This window comes from Dyella humi (assembly GCF_044904605.1).
Classification (GTDB): Bacteria; Pseudomonadota; Gammaproteobacteria; order Xanthomonadales; family Rhodanobacteraceae; genus Dyella_B; species Dyella_B humi.
In genome coordinates this window covers 25,292-42,094 of sequence record NZ_JADIKI010000020.1, presented here as the reverse complement: position 1 = coordinate 42,094, position 16,803 = coordinate 25,292, and the positions used below count along the sequence as shown (strand labels likewise).

Here is a 16,803-nt window from a genome sequence, read left to right as displayed (position 1 = left end):
CAATCAAGACTTCCATTCCTCGGTGTAAGCAAAGCGCGTGGGCTGCAGCGACATATATTGCACGACGCGTGGTCGCTGTGCGCGGTTCGGACTGCTGCCATGCGGCAGCAGGTGATGCCAGATGATCATGTCGCCGCGCTTTGCAGCAACCTGCTTCATCGTCAAGGTGCGCCTCGCATGATCATGCGCACTCACGCCCTCGGGAACGCTTTTCAGCCACTGCTTCAGCGTGCGATGAAAGCCCGGTACGCAGCTAAATGCCCCTTGGTTCTCATCAACGTCGGCGAGATACAGGATGCCCTGCAAGTCAAAGCAGTGCGGTTCGGCGAGCGTGGCGTCCCAGTGCAAATGCGGTCCGGGAAACGGCCAGTTTTCGCGCTCCGGCGGATTAAATCCGCCTTGGTCGATAGTTACCCAAAGATCCTCGCGCCCCCACAGTTGTGCATGGGCCTTATGAATACGTAGTGCGCGACGATTGGCTACCAGCGCCGGATGCCGCAGTAGCGGCACCCAGATGGAATGGCCCAGCGATTCGCGATACCAGGACTCTGGGTCGTCCTGGTCCATCCCTAAAGAATCGTAGATGGCCATCTCTGCGATTTCCGCCGCTTCCGGGCTGATTGCGTTGCGCAGGATGACGTAGCCATGCTCGTGCCAATGTGCAAGGTCGTCCGCGGTCAGACCCTCGACACGCTCGAGACTGCCGACTTCGGCACCTACGATCTCGCCTGCTAATGCACGCCGCAAGCGATTCAACGAGACTTCGTTCAGTTCGCCGCCATTGCGCTCCCATATCCAGGCTTCGAATTGCGCATAACTCGGCTGCTCCTGATGCAAATAGCGCAGGGTTTCCAGCACGTTAAGACGCAAGCCAGCCAGCAACGTCTTCACGACATCCCGCGGTAGCGGCGCAGCAAATCCTGGCGCGCACTCGCAAGCCCAGTAAGTATGCAACTCATCGATACCAAGACTTGCCGCCGTTTCGACCATCGTGCCTCTCAGTAGAGTCGCCTGGATTTCCTTAATTTACCTTCCGGGTCCGAAGTCATAGTAAGCGTCAACGCTTCTCCGCCGAAAGCTGCCCCAGTTGCATCAATCAGCGTCACGAGCGCTCTGCCCTACCAAAGCTTTTACCGTATTTCCGCTACATACATCATGTCACCCGAGGTAGGCATCCTAGGAAGGTAGGGTCATAAGCTGCGGAGAAGACACTTTGCGCGTATCAGATCCTTTGTGGGCATGTCACTCGAGAATTTTGAACAAATATCCTCAAGTAGAACACGGCCGCCATGTATTCTTTTATCGTAAGACCATAGCTGCACAAGGTCATTTGCCGCTCGCAATTCCCAAAATGGCGATGACTGCGAACGAGCAACTTCTAGGGCAGCAAGAAACAGTCTTTCGGCCTCCAATGTATCGCCACTGATCTGAGCAAGCCGGCCGTTTAAGCGAATAGCTTCTGCTAAGTACCAACCCCATAAGTTCGGTTCAGATGTGCTTAGCGCTGTCGTACCAACGCCAATCGTTCTAACAAGATCCCCCTCGATCAGGACGTGTAGGCGCTCGGCTGTGAATGCGCGTACCCAAGCTGGATATCCCAGGTTCGTCATATGAACCAGGCTATCGTCCACCTGCTTGAGCCCTCCACCATCACCCTTCCATAGCTTGAGTAGGCCAGTATAGGCGTGAGCAAGACTGTAGAAATTGCCAAGCGCGCGCTCCTCGGCTTGTTTAAGAAACTCCCGAGCTAAGGATTCCGCCTCTTCGATGCTGCCTATCAAAATAAGATTGTGTGTTGCCACCGAAAGAGCACTACATACCGAAACATCATCCGCTTCGGATAAACCCAGCTCGACGGCCTGCTTAGCAACTTCTGTGGCACGCCCGACATCTCCTAGCAAGAGGATCGTGTTAGATAAATGCGACATGGCACTTACTCGACAATCGTAACCATAGACCTTCCGCTGGATATCTATCGAAGATTGCCTACTTTCGCTCGCAGCTCGTTCAAGAAAGGTTCGCGCGCCGAGGAAGTCGCCAGCCTGATACCTCAGATAACCACGATACCAGTCAGCAATTCCGGTCCACAATGCCCCTTCACTCGTTTGCGCAAGACGTTGGAACTTATTCGAGAAATCATCAGCCTTATGTGCATCTGACAGTAGTACTTGTTGCGACCAGAGACGCAACAGAGCAACCATTTGCATATCCACTCGCTGTGCGGCTTCAGCGACATCATAGACTCGCCACCACGCGACGGTGAATTCCTCTGTGAAGCCCGATATCAGCATAATCGTGAATGCGAGACTGCATCGAAGAGTAAGCTCAACATCCACACTTACGTTAACTTGATCGAGATGGAGAAGCGCCTTTTCAATGTAGACCTTTCTGTCCTGAAGAAGGTGGAGAGATTGCCAAACCGGAAGGCTGCCAACAACCAGATCCACAGCGAGTGAGATATCGCCATCCGACTGGAATCCCCACGAAATTGCGGCCGTAATATCTTCAATCTGTCCTGCGAAGGCTTTCTGTAGTAGCCGATCCGAATTGGGATCTTGAAAGCGGGCTAAGGCAGACGCGTATAGACGAGCGTGTTTGCGACATGCATCAGCATAATCACCCGATTCCATCAACTTGAAGCGCGCATAGGCCTTCGTGGTATCAAGAAGTCGATACCGCACAACAACGTCAGTTCGATCAACGTGCAACAGTGATTTGGCGGCTAGCTGGGAGAGTACAATCGCCGCTTCGGAGCCGTCCATTGTCCCTTGCATCATCACTATTGCAGCTTCAAATTCGAAAGATCCCCTAAATAACGATAGATGCCGCAACATGCAGTGTTCCAGCTCGCTCAGCCGCTGACAGCTCCAATCAAGCATTGCGCTGAGGGTCTGATGCCCTGGCGGAACGATCTCCTTTCTTGCCCATTCCAAAACAGCGGGCTCCCCAAGCGCGTCAACTAGTTTTTCTAGCCCTATTGCTGAAACTTGGGAGGCTGCAAGCTCTATCGCAAGAGGCAATCCATCCAGTTTGTTAGAAATCGGGACCAGCAACTTAATGTCCCGATCCGACAGTGTGACATTCGTCGCCATCTCGGCTCGTTCGATAAAGAGCTGAATTGCGGGATAGCTGGCTATGGCTGACGCAGATAATTCTTTACCTATCGGAGCAGAGGTAAGTGGGGGCAACTGGAACACCCATTCACCTTCTATTCTCAATGCCTCTCTGCTAGTTGACAGAATGCGAACGCCTACGCTGCTGGATACAATCGCTTGAATAAGCGCTGCGCTTTCGTCGATCACATGCTCGCATCCGTCTACGAGTATCAACATTTCCTTCAATTGGACGAACTGCAGGATATCGCCCAACGGCTGCGCTTTCTTGACTGGTAGACCCAGAGCAATAGCAAAAGCCTCTGCCACACGAGATGGATCTTCAACGGGCCCAAGCTCTACAAAACAAGCACCATCGCGGAATTTCGACTCAAGTTGCTGGGAAACCGTGATTGCGACGGATGTCTTTCCCATCCCACCGGGTCCAGTCACACTCACGACACGGTGAGAAGAAAGCAGTACAACTATCTCTTCGATCGATAGTGCACGACCAATTAACGGAAGAGATCGAGGTATCGCACGTGGTGGTCCGATTGGAAAGATTGTAAGTCGTGAATTCGACTGACTATCGTCGTGCCTTGTGATAGGCCCTACGAAACAGTAACCCTTTCGAGGCACGCTTAAAATGTATCGATCCCCGTCGTCTCCTAGAGCCTTCCTAAGTATGTGGATATGAAAGAACAAATTTCTTTCATCTACGGAAAGATTGGGCCATGCGACATCCATGAGAGCCTGCTTGCTGACGACTTCCCCGGAATGCTCTACAAGATGTGTCAGAATTTGGAATGCCAGCGCCCCAATGTGGACCGGATTGCCATTGCACTCCAAGCGCTCTTCAAGTTTCGACAAGCGAAATGGGCCGAAAGAAATGTCTCCGTTTACCCACTGCGTCTCGCTTGCCATATTTTAGATATCCGCCAATCGCCACCGGCACTGTGCCCAAGATCCAGCTCTACTAAAGACTGTCAAAATATCTTAGTTCTCACCTAGACCGTTGGTGTTTGGACTATCTGCCAGCGAGCTGTTTGAGGCTAGGGTCAATGATTTGAGCAACGCTCTTGCCCTTTGTAAATCACGGCTCACGATGCCCTTTTTGAACAAGGCCACCAACGGACCCAGGAGGTCGTAGACTAAGTCCTGTCGCCCCTCGTTGATCCACAGGGCAGCAAGACTATTAGCCGAGCGCAACTGCCAAGCCAAGGATCCGTGCCGGACTGCCGAGTCGATAGACATCTTGAAGCAGTTTTCGGCCTCTTTGTTATTGCCTCGGCTCAGTGCCAATTGCCCCTTGATGCGAACGATCTCTGGAATGCACCAGTGATCCGGGTTGCGATCTTCCTTGAGCATTGTGGCAAACAAGGTTTCAGCATGAATCCGCAATCCCGCTTCCGCCAGCGCCAGTGCTGCGTCTGCCTGAAAGATTGGATTAAATGCAGTGTATTGCCCGCGGACCAACATTTTAATCCCACTGGCAACGATCGATGCAGTCTCTTCAGCATCGACCTCCGACTTGCCTGACAACGCCTGCAAACAGATGCCAAATCCCTGGTAAGCCTCTATTCCGTGATGTCGGGAATGCTCAATTAAGGTAACAGCGTGGCGCTCCACCTCAGACCATTCAGCCCCAATCACGTAGAGATTAAAACAGTGCCAGGAAAGTGCGATGCAAAGTGGAATCGGATAATCGAGTTGGCGTGCCTCGGCAACTGCCATGGCACTCGTTTCCAGTGCATCAGCCGTGCGTCCAAGCATCCAGAAAGTGTTCGACAATACGCCAAGCGCATCCACTCGACGATCATGGCCAAAGTGACGCAACTGCAACATCCGGTCCGCGTCGTCTTCTGACAAAAGAGCGTCTTCAAGATGGCGTTTGGCACTTTCGTAACGGCCAGTGTGATGTTCGCATAAGCCCAGCATCCAAAGAGCCATTGCTTTCGGTCCCGCTTTTCCAAATTTTCGCGCCACTGCATCGCACCGTCGCGCAAGCATCAATGCCTCACCTGCATTCAGAGCGCGAATCTGTTGCGCCCACAACGCCAAGTAAGCATTCAACTGATGCTGTTTATCGTCAATTTCTTCAGCTAGGGAAAGAACGCTGGTCCAAGATGTTCGAAATGCTTCACCCAGTCCGACAGTGAACATGACGGTTGAGCCAAGCGCCATTTGAATCAGCATTTTCTCCTCGATCGTCGCTTCACTATGATCTGCAACCGACACGGCTTGTTTCATTCTGTCTCTGCATTCCGGCAACAGTCCTAGTCCTAACCATAGCGACGTCGAATATGCGGCAAGACGGACACCAAGAGAAACATCGCCGTCTTTGGACAAAGCCCAACTCATTGCCGCACGAATGTCATTGAGATTCGATGCCAAGGCACGAGGCCACTCGCCAGTACCTTGTTCGATCTGTGCATGACGAATCAGCACCCGTTCGTAGTATCTGGCGTGCTGCCGGTTTGCTTCCTCCATTTCGCCCGACTCTGCTAGTTTTCCAAGACCGTAGTTGCGCGTGGTGTCGAGAAGGCGGTAACACGTCCGCTCGCCAGATGATTCAGCAACTACAAGAGACTTCGCCACGAGGCTGGATAGGTCAGCGTTGCCCTCCAGCTCGAGAAAGTTAGCGGGAGCTTGGGTTACAACCATGACTCCTTCGAGATCGAATGCTCCGATGAACACCGAAAGTCGGTAAAGGAGCCGGCGCTCCGCCGGCGAAAGCAAGTTGTAGCTCCAGTCCAAGGTAGCCATTAACGTCTGATGGCGAGGAAGAGCGGTTCGTCGCCCCGGCCAGAGGAGTGAGAACTGGTGGCCCAGAAGGTCGGCCGTCTTACGAAGGCCATACGCCTGCACCCTGCTTGCAGCAAGTTCGATCGCCAGGGCCATGCCATCTAGCCTGCGGCAAATAGCAATCACCGTTTCCACATTCGCATCATTCAACTCGATACGAGAGCCTCCGGCTTGCACACGCTCCAGAAATAGCTCTATCGCCGAATATTCAATGAGTTCACTGGCGGTGATAATTGCGCCTTCTAGAGGTATCCGCAGTGGTTGCAGTCTGAAAACATGCTCACCCTCCGCCCCAAGAGGCTCGCGAGATGTTGCCAAAATGAAAACCTCTGAAGCGCATGCAAAGATTTGTTCGACAAGCGGAGCAACTTGATCCAAGACATGCTCGCAGCTATCAAAGATCAGCAGCATTTGGCATGTCCGTAGAGCTGCCAGAATGCTTGGAACTGGGTCCTCAGTCCGAATTTGCAGACCGATGGCGATTGCGACGGCTGCTGCAACTTGGCTGGACTCCCGTACGCTGCCCAGATCCACGAACTGTACCGGGCCGGGAAACTGCGCAAAAAATGAATGCCCGACCCCTACCGCAACTGTTGTCTTGCCGATACCACCGGGCCCGACAATGGTTACGAACCGCTCGGCAAGCAACTCACTGCTAATATCGTGAATGGCTTTCTGCCGCCCGACCATACGCTCTAATACTGGCGGCAAGCCATGCGCGGCCGCTCTTGGAGAAGTGTCGGGATTTCTTTTTGCCGCTGGACTGGCTGCGGGCAGACTGGTGACCGGCGCTACGAAGCAATATCCGCGTCCGGGTATATTGACGACGTATTCACAGCTCAGCTGGGTGCCTCCAAGCACCTTGCGCAAAGCTGACATATGAAAACGAATGCTCCCCCCGTCTACGATCAGCCCAGCCCAAACGGTGGTATGGATTTGACGGTGTGTTACAACCTCGCCGGCATGCCTAACCAGCAGCATCAAGATGTCGAATGCACGACCACCCAGCTTGACGGGGTGTCCTGACCGCTCCAGTAAACGTTGAGCCGAGAAGAGCTTGTAGGGCCCAAACGAGAAAACCTCATATTCCGTGCTGGGCAGATCGCCTTGAGTCTCCGAATGAACCAACACGTTCGTGCTCATTTGTTGCTTATCTCATTGGCTTTGCGAGCTCCCTCTCGCGGCGAGGGTCTTGAACACCAAACTCGATCTAAATCAGTGGCATACCTAACATCGCCATCGGCACCAGAGGGTCAAAATTGACCTGATCCAGGCACCGGCTGGCCTCGGACTGGCACATGCAGTCGCGTCAGCGACGGCAGCATGGATTTTACCGGTGAGACGAAATTCAGCCCCTTCGTCTGCGCGCGCTGGATGTTATTGAAAGTGATAACCCAAGTGACGCACGCCTTCAAGTACAAGTGTTAGAGCCTGGTCGCTTCGGACGCGCCTTTCACATGCGGCGCCTTATCTGGCAATGACCTAATGATTTCTAACGACATCTAACGCGCGCGTTTGGCAGCTCGCTCCTAAGATCGATTGGGCTAGAAACCTGATAGGAGCACAGCATGCAGATCCAGAGCTTTGCAATGGTTTCAATAGTTACTGTGATGTTGTGCCTCATCGCTATTGCCACTTTTCAGTACAGGAAAATGGTGAATACGCTTCGTGACAGGCTCGAGGTTCGACATGCGGAGCGTGAGCGTATCGCAAGGGAGCTACACGACACGTTTCTACAGGGTATTCAAGGTTTGATCCTGTTTTTCGAAACTGTCCCCGATCGCATTCCAAATGAAGACCCTTATCGCGAGAAAGTCGTGCAGGCATTGGATCGGGCACGCAACGTCATTGTGGATGGGCGTGACCGCCTGCAAGATCTGCACACTCGCGATTACGCTGCCAGTGATCTCACCATTTTCTTCGACACGTTTGGTAAAGAGCTGACGGAACAATGGCCCGCTCGATTTCGGGTCATGCGTGACGGCGTTCAACGGAACGTAGATCCGTATATTTGCGAAGAAATCTATTTCATTGGTCGCGAAGCGCTTCTTAATGCATTTCAGCATGCGAAGGCGGCCAATATCGAATTGGAGATTGCTTACGGAGCCAAGCAACTCAGTTTGTGTATACGCGATGATGGTTTAGGCATTGATCCGAAAATAGCGCGAATGGGGCACAGGCCCGGACATTGGGGGCTTGTTGGCATGAGAGAACGCGCAGTCGGTATACACAGTCGATTGATGATTAGGATGCGGCCAGGACCTGGCACAGAGATCGAGCTCGTCGTCCCATCAGGCGTCGCCTACGCGCACCCACATCGTGTTCGCCGTTCTCCTCCTCGCGGGAGGTCTGTTGGCTTCCTGCATCCGGTGCTACGCGGATCACCGCATGGAGGGAAAGACTCATGCATGACGTGGTGATCGAAAACGAATGGAACGGCGACATCGTGAACGTTACGACACGCTGCCCAACGGGTCGCACAAAGAGTTGGCGCAGAGTTTTCGTTGGTATCTCCGGAATTATCGCAACAATGCTCGCGGCTTCGAATGATTACGCGCAAGAAACCCCTGAGCTCTCGCAGCTTGCCCAGAACCCAATCGCGAAGGCTATATCGCTGCCGTTTCAGAACAATCTGAATTTCGGGGTCGGTCCGCATAACGATGAGCAGGATACGCTCAACATCCAACCCGTCTTGCCATTCAACGTTGGCAACGATTGGAATGTCATTGCGCGTGCGATCATTCCTTTGGAATACGAGCCGCCGCTCGGTCAAGCGACGAATAGTCTGGTTGGTCTGGGAGATACATCGCTGGCTCTGTATCTCTCGCCTTCGCACCCGGGTGACATCATCTGGGGCGTCGGTCCGGCGTTCGCCTTTGCGACGGCCTCGCATGAGGAGTTGGGCCAGGGCAAGTTCGACGCTGGACTATCTGCGGTAGTACTGACGATTCAGGGTCACTGGCTTATCGGTGCACTCCTCACCGATGTCGCTTCCGTGGCCGGTCCCTCAGACCGAAACACCGTGCATCAGATGACTTTGCAGCCTTTCATCAACTACAACTTTCCGCGCGGTTGGTATCTCGCAAGTTCACCGATCATCACCGCGAACTGGAGAGGGCCGGACAACCAACGGTGGATTGTGCCGCTGGGCGGCGGCGGAGGGCGTGCGTTTCGCTTTGGCAAGCAGGCCATGAACTTCCAATTGCAGGTGTTCAAGAATGTCGTAAGCCCGCACGATGCCGCCGATTGGACTCTTCGAGCACAGTTTCAGTTGCTATTTCCAAAGTGACCGAGCCCTTCGAGGCCACGCTCGCTTCGCGAGTCGGCTTCATCACTTAGCAATAAGCGGATTCGGTATGACGCTAATGTCGTCTCATATAGACGATGCAGCGATAAATACATTTGCATACAAGAGATGTTTCTAATATCCAATCAATAGATTCATCCTGGCAATAAACTTTTTCCAAGACGCTACATATCCATTTCTGAGATCACCTTAGATGAAGCGGATCGTTGTAGGAATGACTGGCGCTACCGGTGCTGCGATCGGCGTTGAAATTCTTCGTCAGTTGCGAGATGTCCCGGACGTGGAGACGCACTTGGTGTTGTCTCGATGGGCGCGTGTGACGATTAACTTGGAGACCGATATTTCGGTAGATGACGTCTGTCGGTTAGCCGATGTCGTCTATGGGTGGAATGACCAAGCGGCGGCGATTTCGTCGGGTTCGTTCCTGACTGATGGGATGATTGTTGCCCCATGCAGCATGAAAACTCTTGCTGGCATCCGTACAGGTTATGCCGATGGCTTGATTGCTCGTGCTGCGGACGTCATGTTGAAGGAACGTCGACGCCTTGTTTTAGTGCCGCGCGAGACTCCGCTAAGTGAAGTCCATTTGGAGAACATGCTAGCGCTTGCGCGCATGGGAGTAAGACTCGTTCCCCCTATGCCGGCCTTTTACAACAAACCATCATCCGTTGACGACATTGTTTCTCACATTACTACTCGAATCTTGGATCAATTTGAGATCGAGTCTCCTGTAGAAGCCAAGAGGTGGAACGGCATGCCCGCGCAGGAATCGCCGAACCTCAAAAGAGTGGAGAGCATCTGATGAACAGGATTAAGGATCTTCGCGAATTTCTTAAGGTACTGAAATCGTTAAACGACGTGGATTACATAGACCGCGAAGTTAGTGCGATTCTTGAGGCGTCTGCGATCACGCGTCTATCGACTGAGCAGCTTCGGCCCGCCCCGTTTTTTAGAAACATCGAGGGGTACAAGAAAGGATTCCAAATGGTTGGCGCGCTCGGTGCACTTTCTAGTGATCGCCGCCATCCCCTTGGGCGTATTGCCCTCTCTCTTGGCCTTCCCTATCAAACACTAGCAAAAGAATTAATTGATTGCTTGGTAGAGGCCAGTCAGAAGCCCCCCATCCCACCGAAACTCGTCCCTTCAAAGACTGCTCCTTGCAAGCAGAACATTCTATTGGGAAGTGAGGCGACGCTCGATCACTTCCCTATTCCGTTCGTCCACCCTGACGACGGTGGTCGCTATGTCAATACATGGGGCTTCATCGTCGCGAAAACCCCCGATGGCCGATGGACAAACTGGTCCATCTCCCGGATTCAGATGCTCGACGGGCGTCATATGACCGGCCTAGTCCTCCCGCAGCAGCACATTGGCATGGTATGGCAAGAGTGGGAGAAGATCGGCAAGCCAATGCCATTCGCTGTTGTGCAAGGTGGCGATCCCGGGGCGGCGGTTGTGGGTGGCATGCCGATTCCCGCCGACGTAGATGAAGTCGGCGTTCTCGGCGCCATCTATGGCGAAGCCGTCGAGGTTGTGAAGTGCGAGACAAACGACCTTGAAGTTCCCGCGACCGCTGAGGTCGTTATCGAAGGACATCTTTCGATTAAGCGCGATGCTACGGAAGGACCCTTCGCTGAATTTCACGGATGGGCGTTGACCGAGACATCGCCAGAGCCCATTTATACGATCGAGGCAATCACCTATCGGAATGACCCAATTTGGCCGATATGCACGACCGGTCGGCCCGCTGATGACTCGCAAGTCGCGCCAGCGCTTGGCGTTTCCGCTGAAATTGTTGCGCTCCTTCGCAAGGCTGGCTTACCCATTTCTATGGGATGGCTGCTCGTCGAGACGTCTTGCCATTGGATGATTGTCACGGTCCCACGGAATTGGCGAGAAGCTCTGCCGGGATTGACGACGGGTGAATTTGTGCACCGAATCGGCGAGGTAATGAGCGCGGACCGTGTTGGCCGGATGTGTCCGATAACGTATGTGCTCGATGACGATATCGATCCTTCCAATATTTCAGATGTGCTGTGGGCACTTGGTACCCGCATACACCCCAACCTTCGTCACGAAGAGTGGCCGGTAACCATCTTGCCTTGGTATCTCTGTTACACCGAAGAGGAACGCCACCATGCGAAAGGATCGATCGTAATCCATGACGGTCTTCTCCCACCCGTAGAAGACGAACGCGTTCGTCCGGCCACATTTGACAATCTTTATTCTTCCGAACTTCGCGCCAAGGTAGTGGCAGCCGGAAGCTGATCAGTGCGGCTGGAATTTAGTTCATAACACATCCGTGTGGAGCGGCGATCAGATCAGACGGTGTGATCACGCGTTGGCGTTGGGTGAAGTTCGACCACCTTGTAGAGCAAACACGAAGGTTTTGCTTTCTTGCCATGACCAATTTGAAACGACTGATTTGGGCGTTGTGTTTTATCTGCGTGATACTGCCAAGCATTTGCTTCGCAGATACCGATGAGGCGAATGCGTGGTTTGTCAGGATGGGGGCGCTCGGCGCCCTCTACCACTCAAACGCGAGAATCGCGACCCCTGCCGGAGTAATTCCCGGAGCATCGGCGGACGTAAGCAACAACCTCACGGCCATCTTCGAAGTCGGCTACAACTTCACACCAAACACATTCGTCATGTTTATGGCCGGGTTTCCGCCTAGGCCAGAAATAAGTGGGAGAGGAAGCATTAAATCCATAGGCGACCTCGGAGCAGTGACCTACGGGCCAGCCATCCTAACCCTCGGGTACCGATTTCCTTTCTCCACGAAGTTCCATCCTTACGTGGGCACCGGCCCCGTGTACGCGATCATTCTTCACAATCACGACGGAGCAGTATCCAATCTCGATGTGCACAGTAGCTTGGGGTATGCGATGCAGGCGGGCGTTGAGTACGCCATTTCTGATAAGTGGCAGATGTTTGCGGATGTGAAACAGTTGTGGCTATCCGTTAACGCTAGAGGCATGTTGGACGATGCGATTCCCGTAAATGCTCGAATTCAACTTAACCCGACACTTGTTTCTGTAGGTATAAAATTCAAACTATGAAGGATCATTAACCCTTAGCTTGCCTTAGTCTCTTTTAACTAACGTAGCTTTTATGCATATCCAGTCAATCGCGTACAAGCCAGAAATGCTTCGCTACGTTAGCTTTGCCTAAATGATCGCTTCACTACGTGGGGGAGCAGCGTGATCATCGCGAACGTTGAAGACTATCGCAAACAATGCGAAGCAAAACTTCCCCCATTCCTGTACGACTACATCAGTGGTGGTTCTTACCAAGAGAACACGCTGCGCGCGAATATCGCGGAACTACAGGCCACGCTGTTGCGCCAACGTGTGATGGTGGACGAATCGCATCTCAACTTGTCGATCGACTTGTGGGACCAGGCAATGTCACTGCCGGTCGTCCTCGGACCCGTCGGCATGGCCGGAATGTACTCGAGCCGCGGCGAAGTCAAAGCAGCCAATGCGGCGAAGTCGGCTGGGGTTCCGTTTACGCTGTCGACCATGGGCGTGTGCGATGTGCACGAGGTCGCGCAAAAGACCGGCATTCCTCCGTGGTTTCAACTTTATATGCTCAAAGACCGCGGTTTCGTGAAGAGCGTGATCGAGCGATCCGTTTCCGCAGGCTCGAAGGTATTGGTATTCACCGTCGATCTTGCAACCCCCGGGCGGCGTTACAGCGCGGTGCACGACGGAATGGAGAAAGACCCGACGCTTCTGGGGATGCTGGGATTCGTAGCTCAAGGCGCGACGCACCCTCGCTGGGCCCTCGATATCATCGCTAAAGGTCGGCCACTGAAGTTCGGTACTGTGGCAGGAGCGATGCCAAAAGGCGTTCCGTATGGAAAATTTGTTCACGACAATTTTGATGCATCGACTACCTGGAAAGACATCGAGTGGATACGGTCGATCTTTCCTGGAAAGATTATTTTGAAAGGTATTCTCGATCCCGAGGATGCTAAGCGCGCGGTACAGACAAATATCGACGGGATTGTGGTGTCAAACCACGGTGGCAGGCAGCTCGATAGCGTGACATCAACGATTCGAGCCTTGCCGAAGGTTGTCGATGCCGTTCAAGGTAAAGTGCCGGTGTTTATGGACGGTGGTATTCGCTCGGGCCTGGATGTGTTGAAAGCGCTGGCGCTTGGTGCCAAGGCGTGCTTTGTAGGGCGGGCGTGGGCATATGCATTGGGGGCGGCAGGTGAATCAGGGGTGCGAGATATGTTGGACATCCTCCGAGAGGAACTCAGGGTCGGCATGATTCTGACCGGGTGTAGTGATGTCAACCGAGCCACCCCAGACTTGTTGCTCAAGGATTGACACACGCCGCAGCGTAGGTCGCGTCATGTTTATCCGGTAGCACCGCATCAATAGCGGGCATCGTTGCTATATAGAACAGCACTGTCCAAATGCCGCGCCCGTCCGTTCAAGGCGTGAAGCACTCATGAGTTGCCCGTAAACCATCTGTCGTAAGAAGCGTCGAACCGTTTCCAAAGACGGGCTTGCCTGCACGTTCTTGCAGCGGGTGGTCGTTTTGCTGCAGCAAGCGGTGTGTGCCGGCCTGGCCCGCACCCATACACTCGTGTTCGCGACATCACGCAAGTTCGATGCCTGAATCGGAAGCGGGACATTATGCGCGTCACATATACGAAGCGTCGGAAGTTCTCTGTCGTAATCGCCGCTGCCGTGACGTTCCAGGCGACCGCAGTCAGCGCTCAACACGCGGCTGATAATCCCATCTCCGCCGCCGATGACGCCTATGGATTGACGCTCGGATTGGAGTCAGTGGGCCTATACAGCCCGGGCCTGGTGCGTGGATTCAATCCGCAAGCCGCCGGCAATGTGCGGATCGACGGCCTCTACTTCGATCAACAAGGTGCGTTGTCCAATCGTGTCATCGAGGATTCGACCATCAAGGTAGGCGTGAGCGAAATCGGTTATGCCTTTCCCGCGCCTACCGGTATCGTGGATTACGACCTCCGCCATGCCGGAGGCGACGTGCCCAGTGCAACGATCATTGCAAATGTCGGCCCCTATGAGGCACGCGGCGTGAGTATCGACGGCAGTTTACCCTTGATCGGCAGCGAGCTCGTTCTGCCGATGGGAGTGAGCACGCAAGTCAGCACACAGACGCCGTCTTACGGTCCCTATCCCGGATACACGTCGAATGTAACGAGCATAGGCGCAACGCCTGTGTGGTCGCCGAACGACAAAATCACTGTGCGCGCGATTGTTGACTGGCAGAAAACCAGTAACGCAAAGACATTTCCGCTGTACTTCACGGCGGGTGACTTCCTACCACCTGCTATTTCCAAAAACTACCTTGGCCAAAACTGGGCGGAAGGCCGCAACGTGACGATGAATCTGGGAGGCATCGTGTCTGCGCAGTTGACCCAGGTGTGGCGGCTAAAGGTAGGTGTATTTCGCTCGACTAACGACTATCCCGTCAGCTTTGCGGATCAGTACACCGAGGTCCAACCGAATGGCCAGTCCGAGCATCTGGTCGTGGGATATCCAGATCAGAACACATCTTCCAACTCCGGTGAGGTGCGCCTGACGGGCGCCTTCACAGGAGGTGATTGGCGTCAGCAACTCATCTTCATGGCTCGCGGCCGGGACACCAAGGCACGCTACGGCGGCGAGGATGCTGTCGACGAGGGGCCGGCCGTCATCGGTGTGCTGGCTGAGCTGCCGAAACCGGACTTCGTGTATTCGGCGCTAACGAATGATCACACCGAGCTGTGGAGTGTGGGCTCGGCCTATCACGTTGGTTGGCACCAACGCGCCGAATTCGAAGTAGGTATTCAGGACGAAAACTATCGCGAGACCGTCGTCGCCCCGGGGACACCCGACTCCGGCATGTCGGCGCATCTTCCTCGCGCTTACAGCAACGCAGCCTTTGCGCTCGCTCCGCAATGGACGCTCTATGCCGGATACACCCAGGGGCTCGAGAATTCCGGTGCCGCGCCCAATTCCGCCAAGAACAGCGGAGCTGTTCTTCCGGCATCCAAGACTTGGCAAATCGATTCGGGCATACGTTATGTCGTGACACCCAAGTTCAAGATCATCGCGGGCGTTTTCGAACTGCAGAAGCCTTACTTCAATCTGGATACGAACAACGTCGACCGGGAGCTCGGCGTCCAACGAGCCAAGGGTGTCGAGCTCTCTATCGCAGGTGAGCTGTTCAAGTACCTGCACGTCAATATCGGCATTCTCGATGGCAAGGTCAGCATCGTGGGGCCGAACCTGGCCGCCGAGAAGGTCGGTTTTGTCGCCGTCGGCCAGCCGCTTCTGACGTATGTGGCCAACGTCAACTATGTCCTTCCATGGTTACCGGCCGCGTCGCTAGATGCGTCGGCCACACATTTTGGCACTGCGCCAGCAACCATCGATAACGGCGTTTATTCACCCGAGGTCACGCAGGTGAATCTCGGTGGGCGGTATCAGTTCACTGCCTTCGGCAAGAAAAGCAGCCTTCGTCTGCAGATCCAAAACATTTTGGCGACGAAAAAATGGACGACTCAATACACGCCCGGCTTTTTCCAATGGCCGCCACCGCGGACTGTCTTTGCTTACATCACGACAGACCTTAGATAACGTGCAAAGGATGGATTAAACGCATGAAGATCAAGCTTATCCTTCTTTTGATCGTTGCGCTGATGGCTCCTCTGGCAGCTTCAGCGCAAACGATAAAACGGATTCCTCTGACGCACAGTCAAAACCCGACGAATGCCAATCTTCCATTTTCGCAGGCGGTATGGGCCGGAGACGCGCTGTATGTGAGCGGATGGCTCGACCCGGACATAAATATGCATACCGATACGAAGTCACAATACGTAGGCATTCTCGAGGACATACAGAAGTTCCTCAAATCGCAGAATCTGACGCTGGGCGACGTGGTGATGATGCGTGTGTACCTCGGAGGCGATCCAGCGAAAGGCGGCAAGATGGATATCCTCGGCGCGCGGGCCGGATATTCCCAGTTCTTCGGCACCAAGGAGCAACCGAACGAGCCCGCAATCACCACGGTGCAGGTGGTCTTGCCGGCCGGCGCCCGCGGCGCTCTGGTGGAAATCGACGTGATCGCAGTGCGTCCAAAGTAGCGGTCAATCACTCATGCATTCGCATTTCCTGGAGTCACACTGTATGAAAAAAATTCAGCAAATGCTTTCGACGTCGATCTACCTGTTTAGTGCTCACCCCGCACAGTAGCAGCTCTGTGCATTTTCTCACCCAAGCATAGCTAGGAGTTACCCATGAAAAACGTAAATTCCGCAGTGTTTGCCATGTGCCTGGCTCTCGGTGCCGGCAGCGTCTTTGCCCAAGACATGGGGATGCCGAAAGACACAACGAGCCATGACGCAATGCCCCAAACCGGCAACGCTCACGATGGCATGAAGAAGGACGCTATGGGCCACGGCGCGATGAAGAAAGACGCGATGTCCAAGGGACATATGGCGAAAGATGGCATGTCCAAGGACCCCAAGAGCAGCGATGCGATGAAGGACAACATGAGCCACGGCACGATGGGAAATGGCGACTCGCAGCATTAAAAGCCCCTACTGTCCCCTGCCCATGT

Annotated in this window: 12 protein-coding genes and 1 pseudogene; 9 read left to right on the top strand and 4 right to left on the bottom strand. The window is 54.0% G+C overall.

The window, feature by feature from the left end:
- Positions 1-3: 3 nt before the first annotated feature.
- From ISP18_RS00620 to ISP18_RS00605, 4 genes and pseudogenes are all read right to left on the bottom strand, one after another.
- Positions 4-990 carry a phytanoyl-CoA dioxygenase family protein gene (locus ISP18_RS00620; protein WP_380016030.1) on the bottom strand — a complete coding sequence of 329 codons (987 nt, stop codon included), beginning with the start codon at positions 988-990 and terminating at the stop codon, positions 4-6.
- A gap of 200 nt (positions 991-1,190) precedes the next feature.
- Positions 1,191-3,527 carry an ATP-binding protein gene (locus ISP18_RS00615; RefSeq protein WP_380016096.1) on the bottom strand — a complete coding sequence of 779 codons (2,337 nt, stop codon included), beginning with the start codon at positions 3,525-3,527 and terminating at the stop codon, positions 1,191-1,193.
- 192 nt (positions 3,528-3,719) lie between these two features.
- A pseudogene (locus tag ISP18_RS00610) lies at positions 3,720-4,016 on the bottom strand (winged helix-turn-helix domain-containing protein); the annotation flags it as partial.
- 72 nt (positions 4,017-4,088) lie between these two features.
- A complete protein-coding gene (locus tag ISP18_RS00605; RefSeq protein ID WP_380016032.1) occupies positions 4,089-7,040 on the bottom strand; it encodes an ATP-binding protein in 2,952 nt (983 codons plus the stop codon).
- 425 nt (positions 7,041-7,465) lie between these two features.
- Between ISP18_RS00605 and ISP18_RS00600 the strand changes: the two genes are divergently transcribed.
- The 9 genes from ISP18_RS00600 to ISP18_RS00560 all read left to right on the top strand — a co-directional run bounded on the left by ISP18_RS00600 (position 7,466) and on the right by ISP18_RS00560 (position 16,777).
- Positions 7,466-8,317, top strand: coding sequence for a sensor histidine kinase (locus tag ISP18_RS00600; protein ID WP_380016034.1), 852 nt, complete (start codon positions 7,466-7,468; stop codon positions 8,315-8,317).
- Entirely contained in the window at positions 8,302-9,186 is an 885-nt protein-coding gene (locus tag ISP18_RS00595) for a hypothetical protein (protein ID WP_380016036.1), read from the top strand. The genes ISP18_RS00600 and ISP18_RS00595 overlap by 16 nt, the downstream gene beginning before the upstream one ends.
- A 211-nt stretch (positions 9,187-9,397) precedes the next feature.
- Positions 9,398-10,006: a non-oxidative hydroxyarylic acid decarboxylases subunit B gene (locus tag ISP18_RS00590; protein WP_380016038.1), complete on the top strand. Its 609-nt coding sequence runs from the start codon at positions 9,398-9,400 to the stop codon at positions 10,004-10,006.
- Positions 10,006-11,472: a UbiD family decarboxylase gene (locus ISP18_RS00585; RefSeq protein WP_380016040.1), complete on the top strand. Its 1,467-nt coding sequence runs from the start codon at positions 10,006-10,008 to the stop codon at positions 11,470-11,472. The genes ISP18_RS00590 and ISP18_RS00585 overlap by 1 nt, the downstream gene beginning before the upstream one ends.
- 134 nt (positions 11,473-11,606) lie before the next feature.
- Complete coding sequence (locus ISP18_RS00580) at positions 11,607-12,266, top strand: OmpW/AlkL family protein (RefSeq protein ID WP_380016042.1); 660 nt, start codon at positions 11,607-11,609, stop codon at positions 12,264-12,266.
- Between the two features lie 141 nt (positions 12,267-12,407).
- Positions 12,408-13,544 carry an L-lactate dehydrogenase gene (locus ISP18_RS00575; protein ID WP_380016044.1) on the top strand — a complete coding sequence of 379 codons (1,137 nt, stop codon included), beginning with the start codon at positions 12,408-12,410 and terminating at the stop codon, positions 13,542-13,544.
- 366 nt (positions 13,545-13,910) lie between these two features.
- Complete coding sequence (locus ISP18_RS00570; protein ID WP_404559228.1) at positions 13,911-15,821, top strand: TonB-dependent receptor; 1,911 nt, start codon at positions 13,911-13,913, stop codon at positions 15,819-15,821.
- Between the two features lie 23 nt (positions 15,822-15,844).
- On the top strand, positions 15,845-16,327 hold the full coding sequence (locus tag ISP18_RS00565; RefSeq protein WP_380016048.1) for a Rid family hydrolase: 483 nt from the start codon (positions 15,845-15,847) through the stop codon (positions 16,325-16,327).
- 153 nt (positions 16,328-16,480) lie between these two features.
- The gene (locus ISP18_RS00560) at positions 16,481-16,777 is read left to right on the top strand and encodes a pentapeptide MXKDX repeat protein (RefSeq protein ID WP_380016050.1); all 297 of its coding nucleotides are present in this window, start codon (positions 16,481-16,483) and stop codon (positions 16,775-16,777) included.
- Positions 16,778-16,803 lie beyond the last annotated feature (26 nt).

Coding starts and splice junctions, on each gene's coding strand:
- ISP18_RS00605 (WP_380016032.1), bottom strand. CDS start 7,040: ATGAGCACGAACGTGTTGGTTCATTCGGAGACTCAAGGCGATCTGCCC.
- ISP18_RS00580 (WP_380016042.1), top strand. CDS start 11,607: ATGACCAATTTGAAACGACTGATTTGGGCGTTGTGTTTTATCTGCGTG.
- ISP18_RS00615 (WP_380016096.1), bottom strand. CDS start 3,527: ATGGGAAAGACATCCGTCGCAATCACGGTTTCCCAGCAACTTGAGTCG.
- ISP18_RS00595 (WP_380016036.1), top strand. CDS start 8,302: ATGCATGACGTGGTGATCGAAAACGAATGGAACGGCGACATCGTGAAC.
- ISP18_RS00590 (WP_380016038.1), top strand. CDS start 9,398: ATGAAGCGGATCGTTGTAGGAATGACTGGCGCTACCGGTGCTGCGATC.
- ISP18_RS00620 (WP_380016030.1), bottom strand. CDS start 990: ATGGTCGAAACGGCGGCAAGTCTTGGTATCGATGAGTTGCATACTTAC.
- ISP18_RS00565 (WP_380016048.1), top strand. CDS start 15,845: ATGAAGATCAAGCTTATCCTTCTTTTGATCGTTGCGCTGATGGCTCCT.
- ISP18_RS00560 (WP_380016050.1), top strand. CDS start 16,481: ATGAAAAACGTAAATTCCGCAGTGTTTGCCATGTGCCTGGCTCTCGGT.
- ISP18_RS00585 (WP_380016040.1), top strand. CDS start 10,006: ATGAACAGGATTAAGGATCTTCGCGAATTTCTTAAGGTACTGAAATCG.
- ISP18_RS00600 (WP_380016034.1), top strand. CDS start 7,466: ATGCAGATCCAGAGCTTTGCAATGGTTTCAATAGTTACTGTGATGTTG.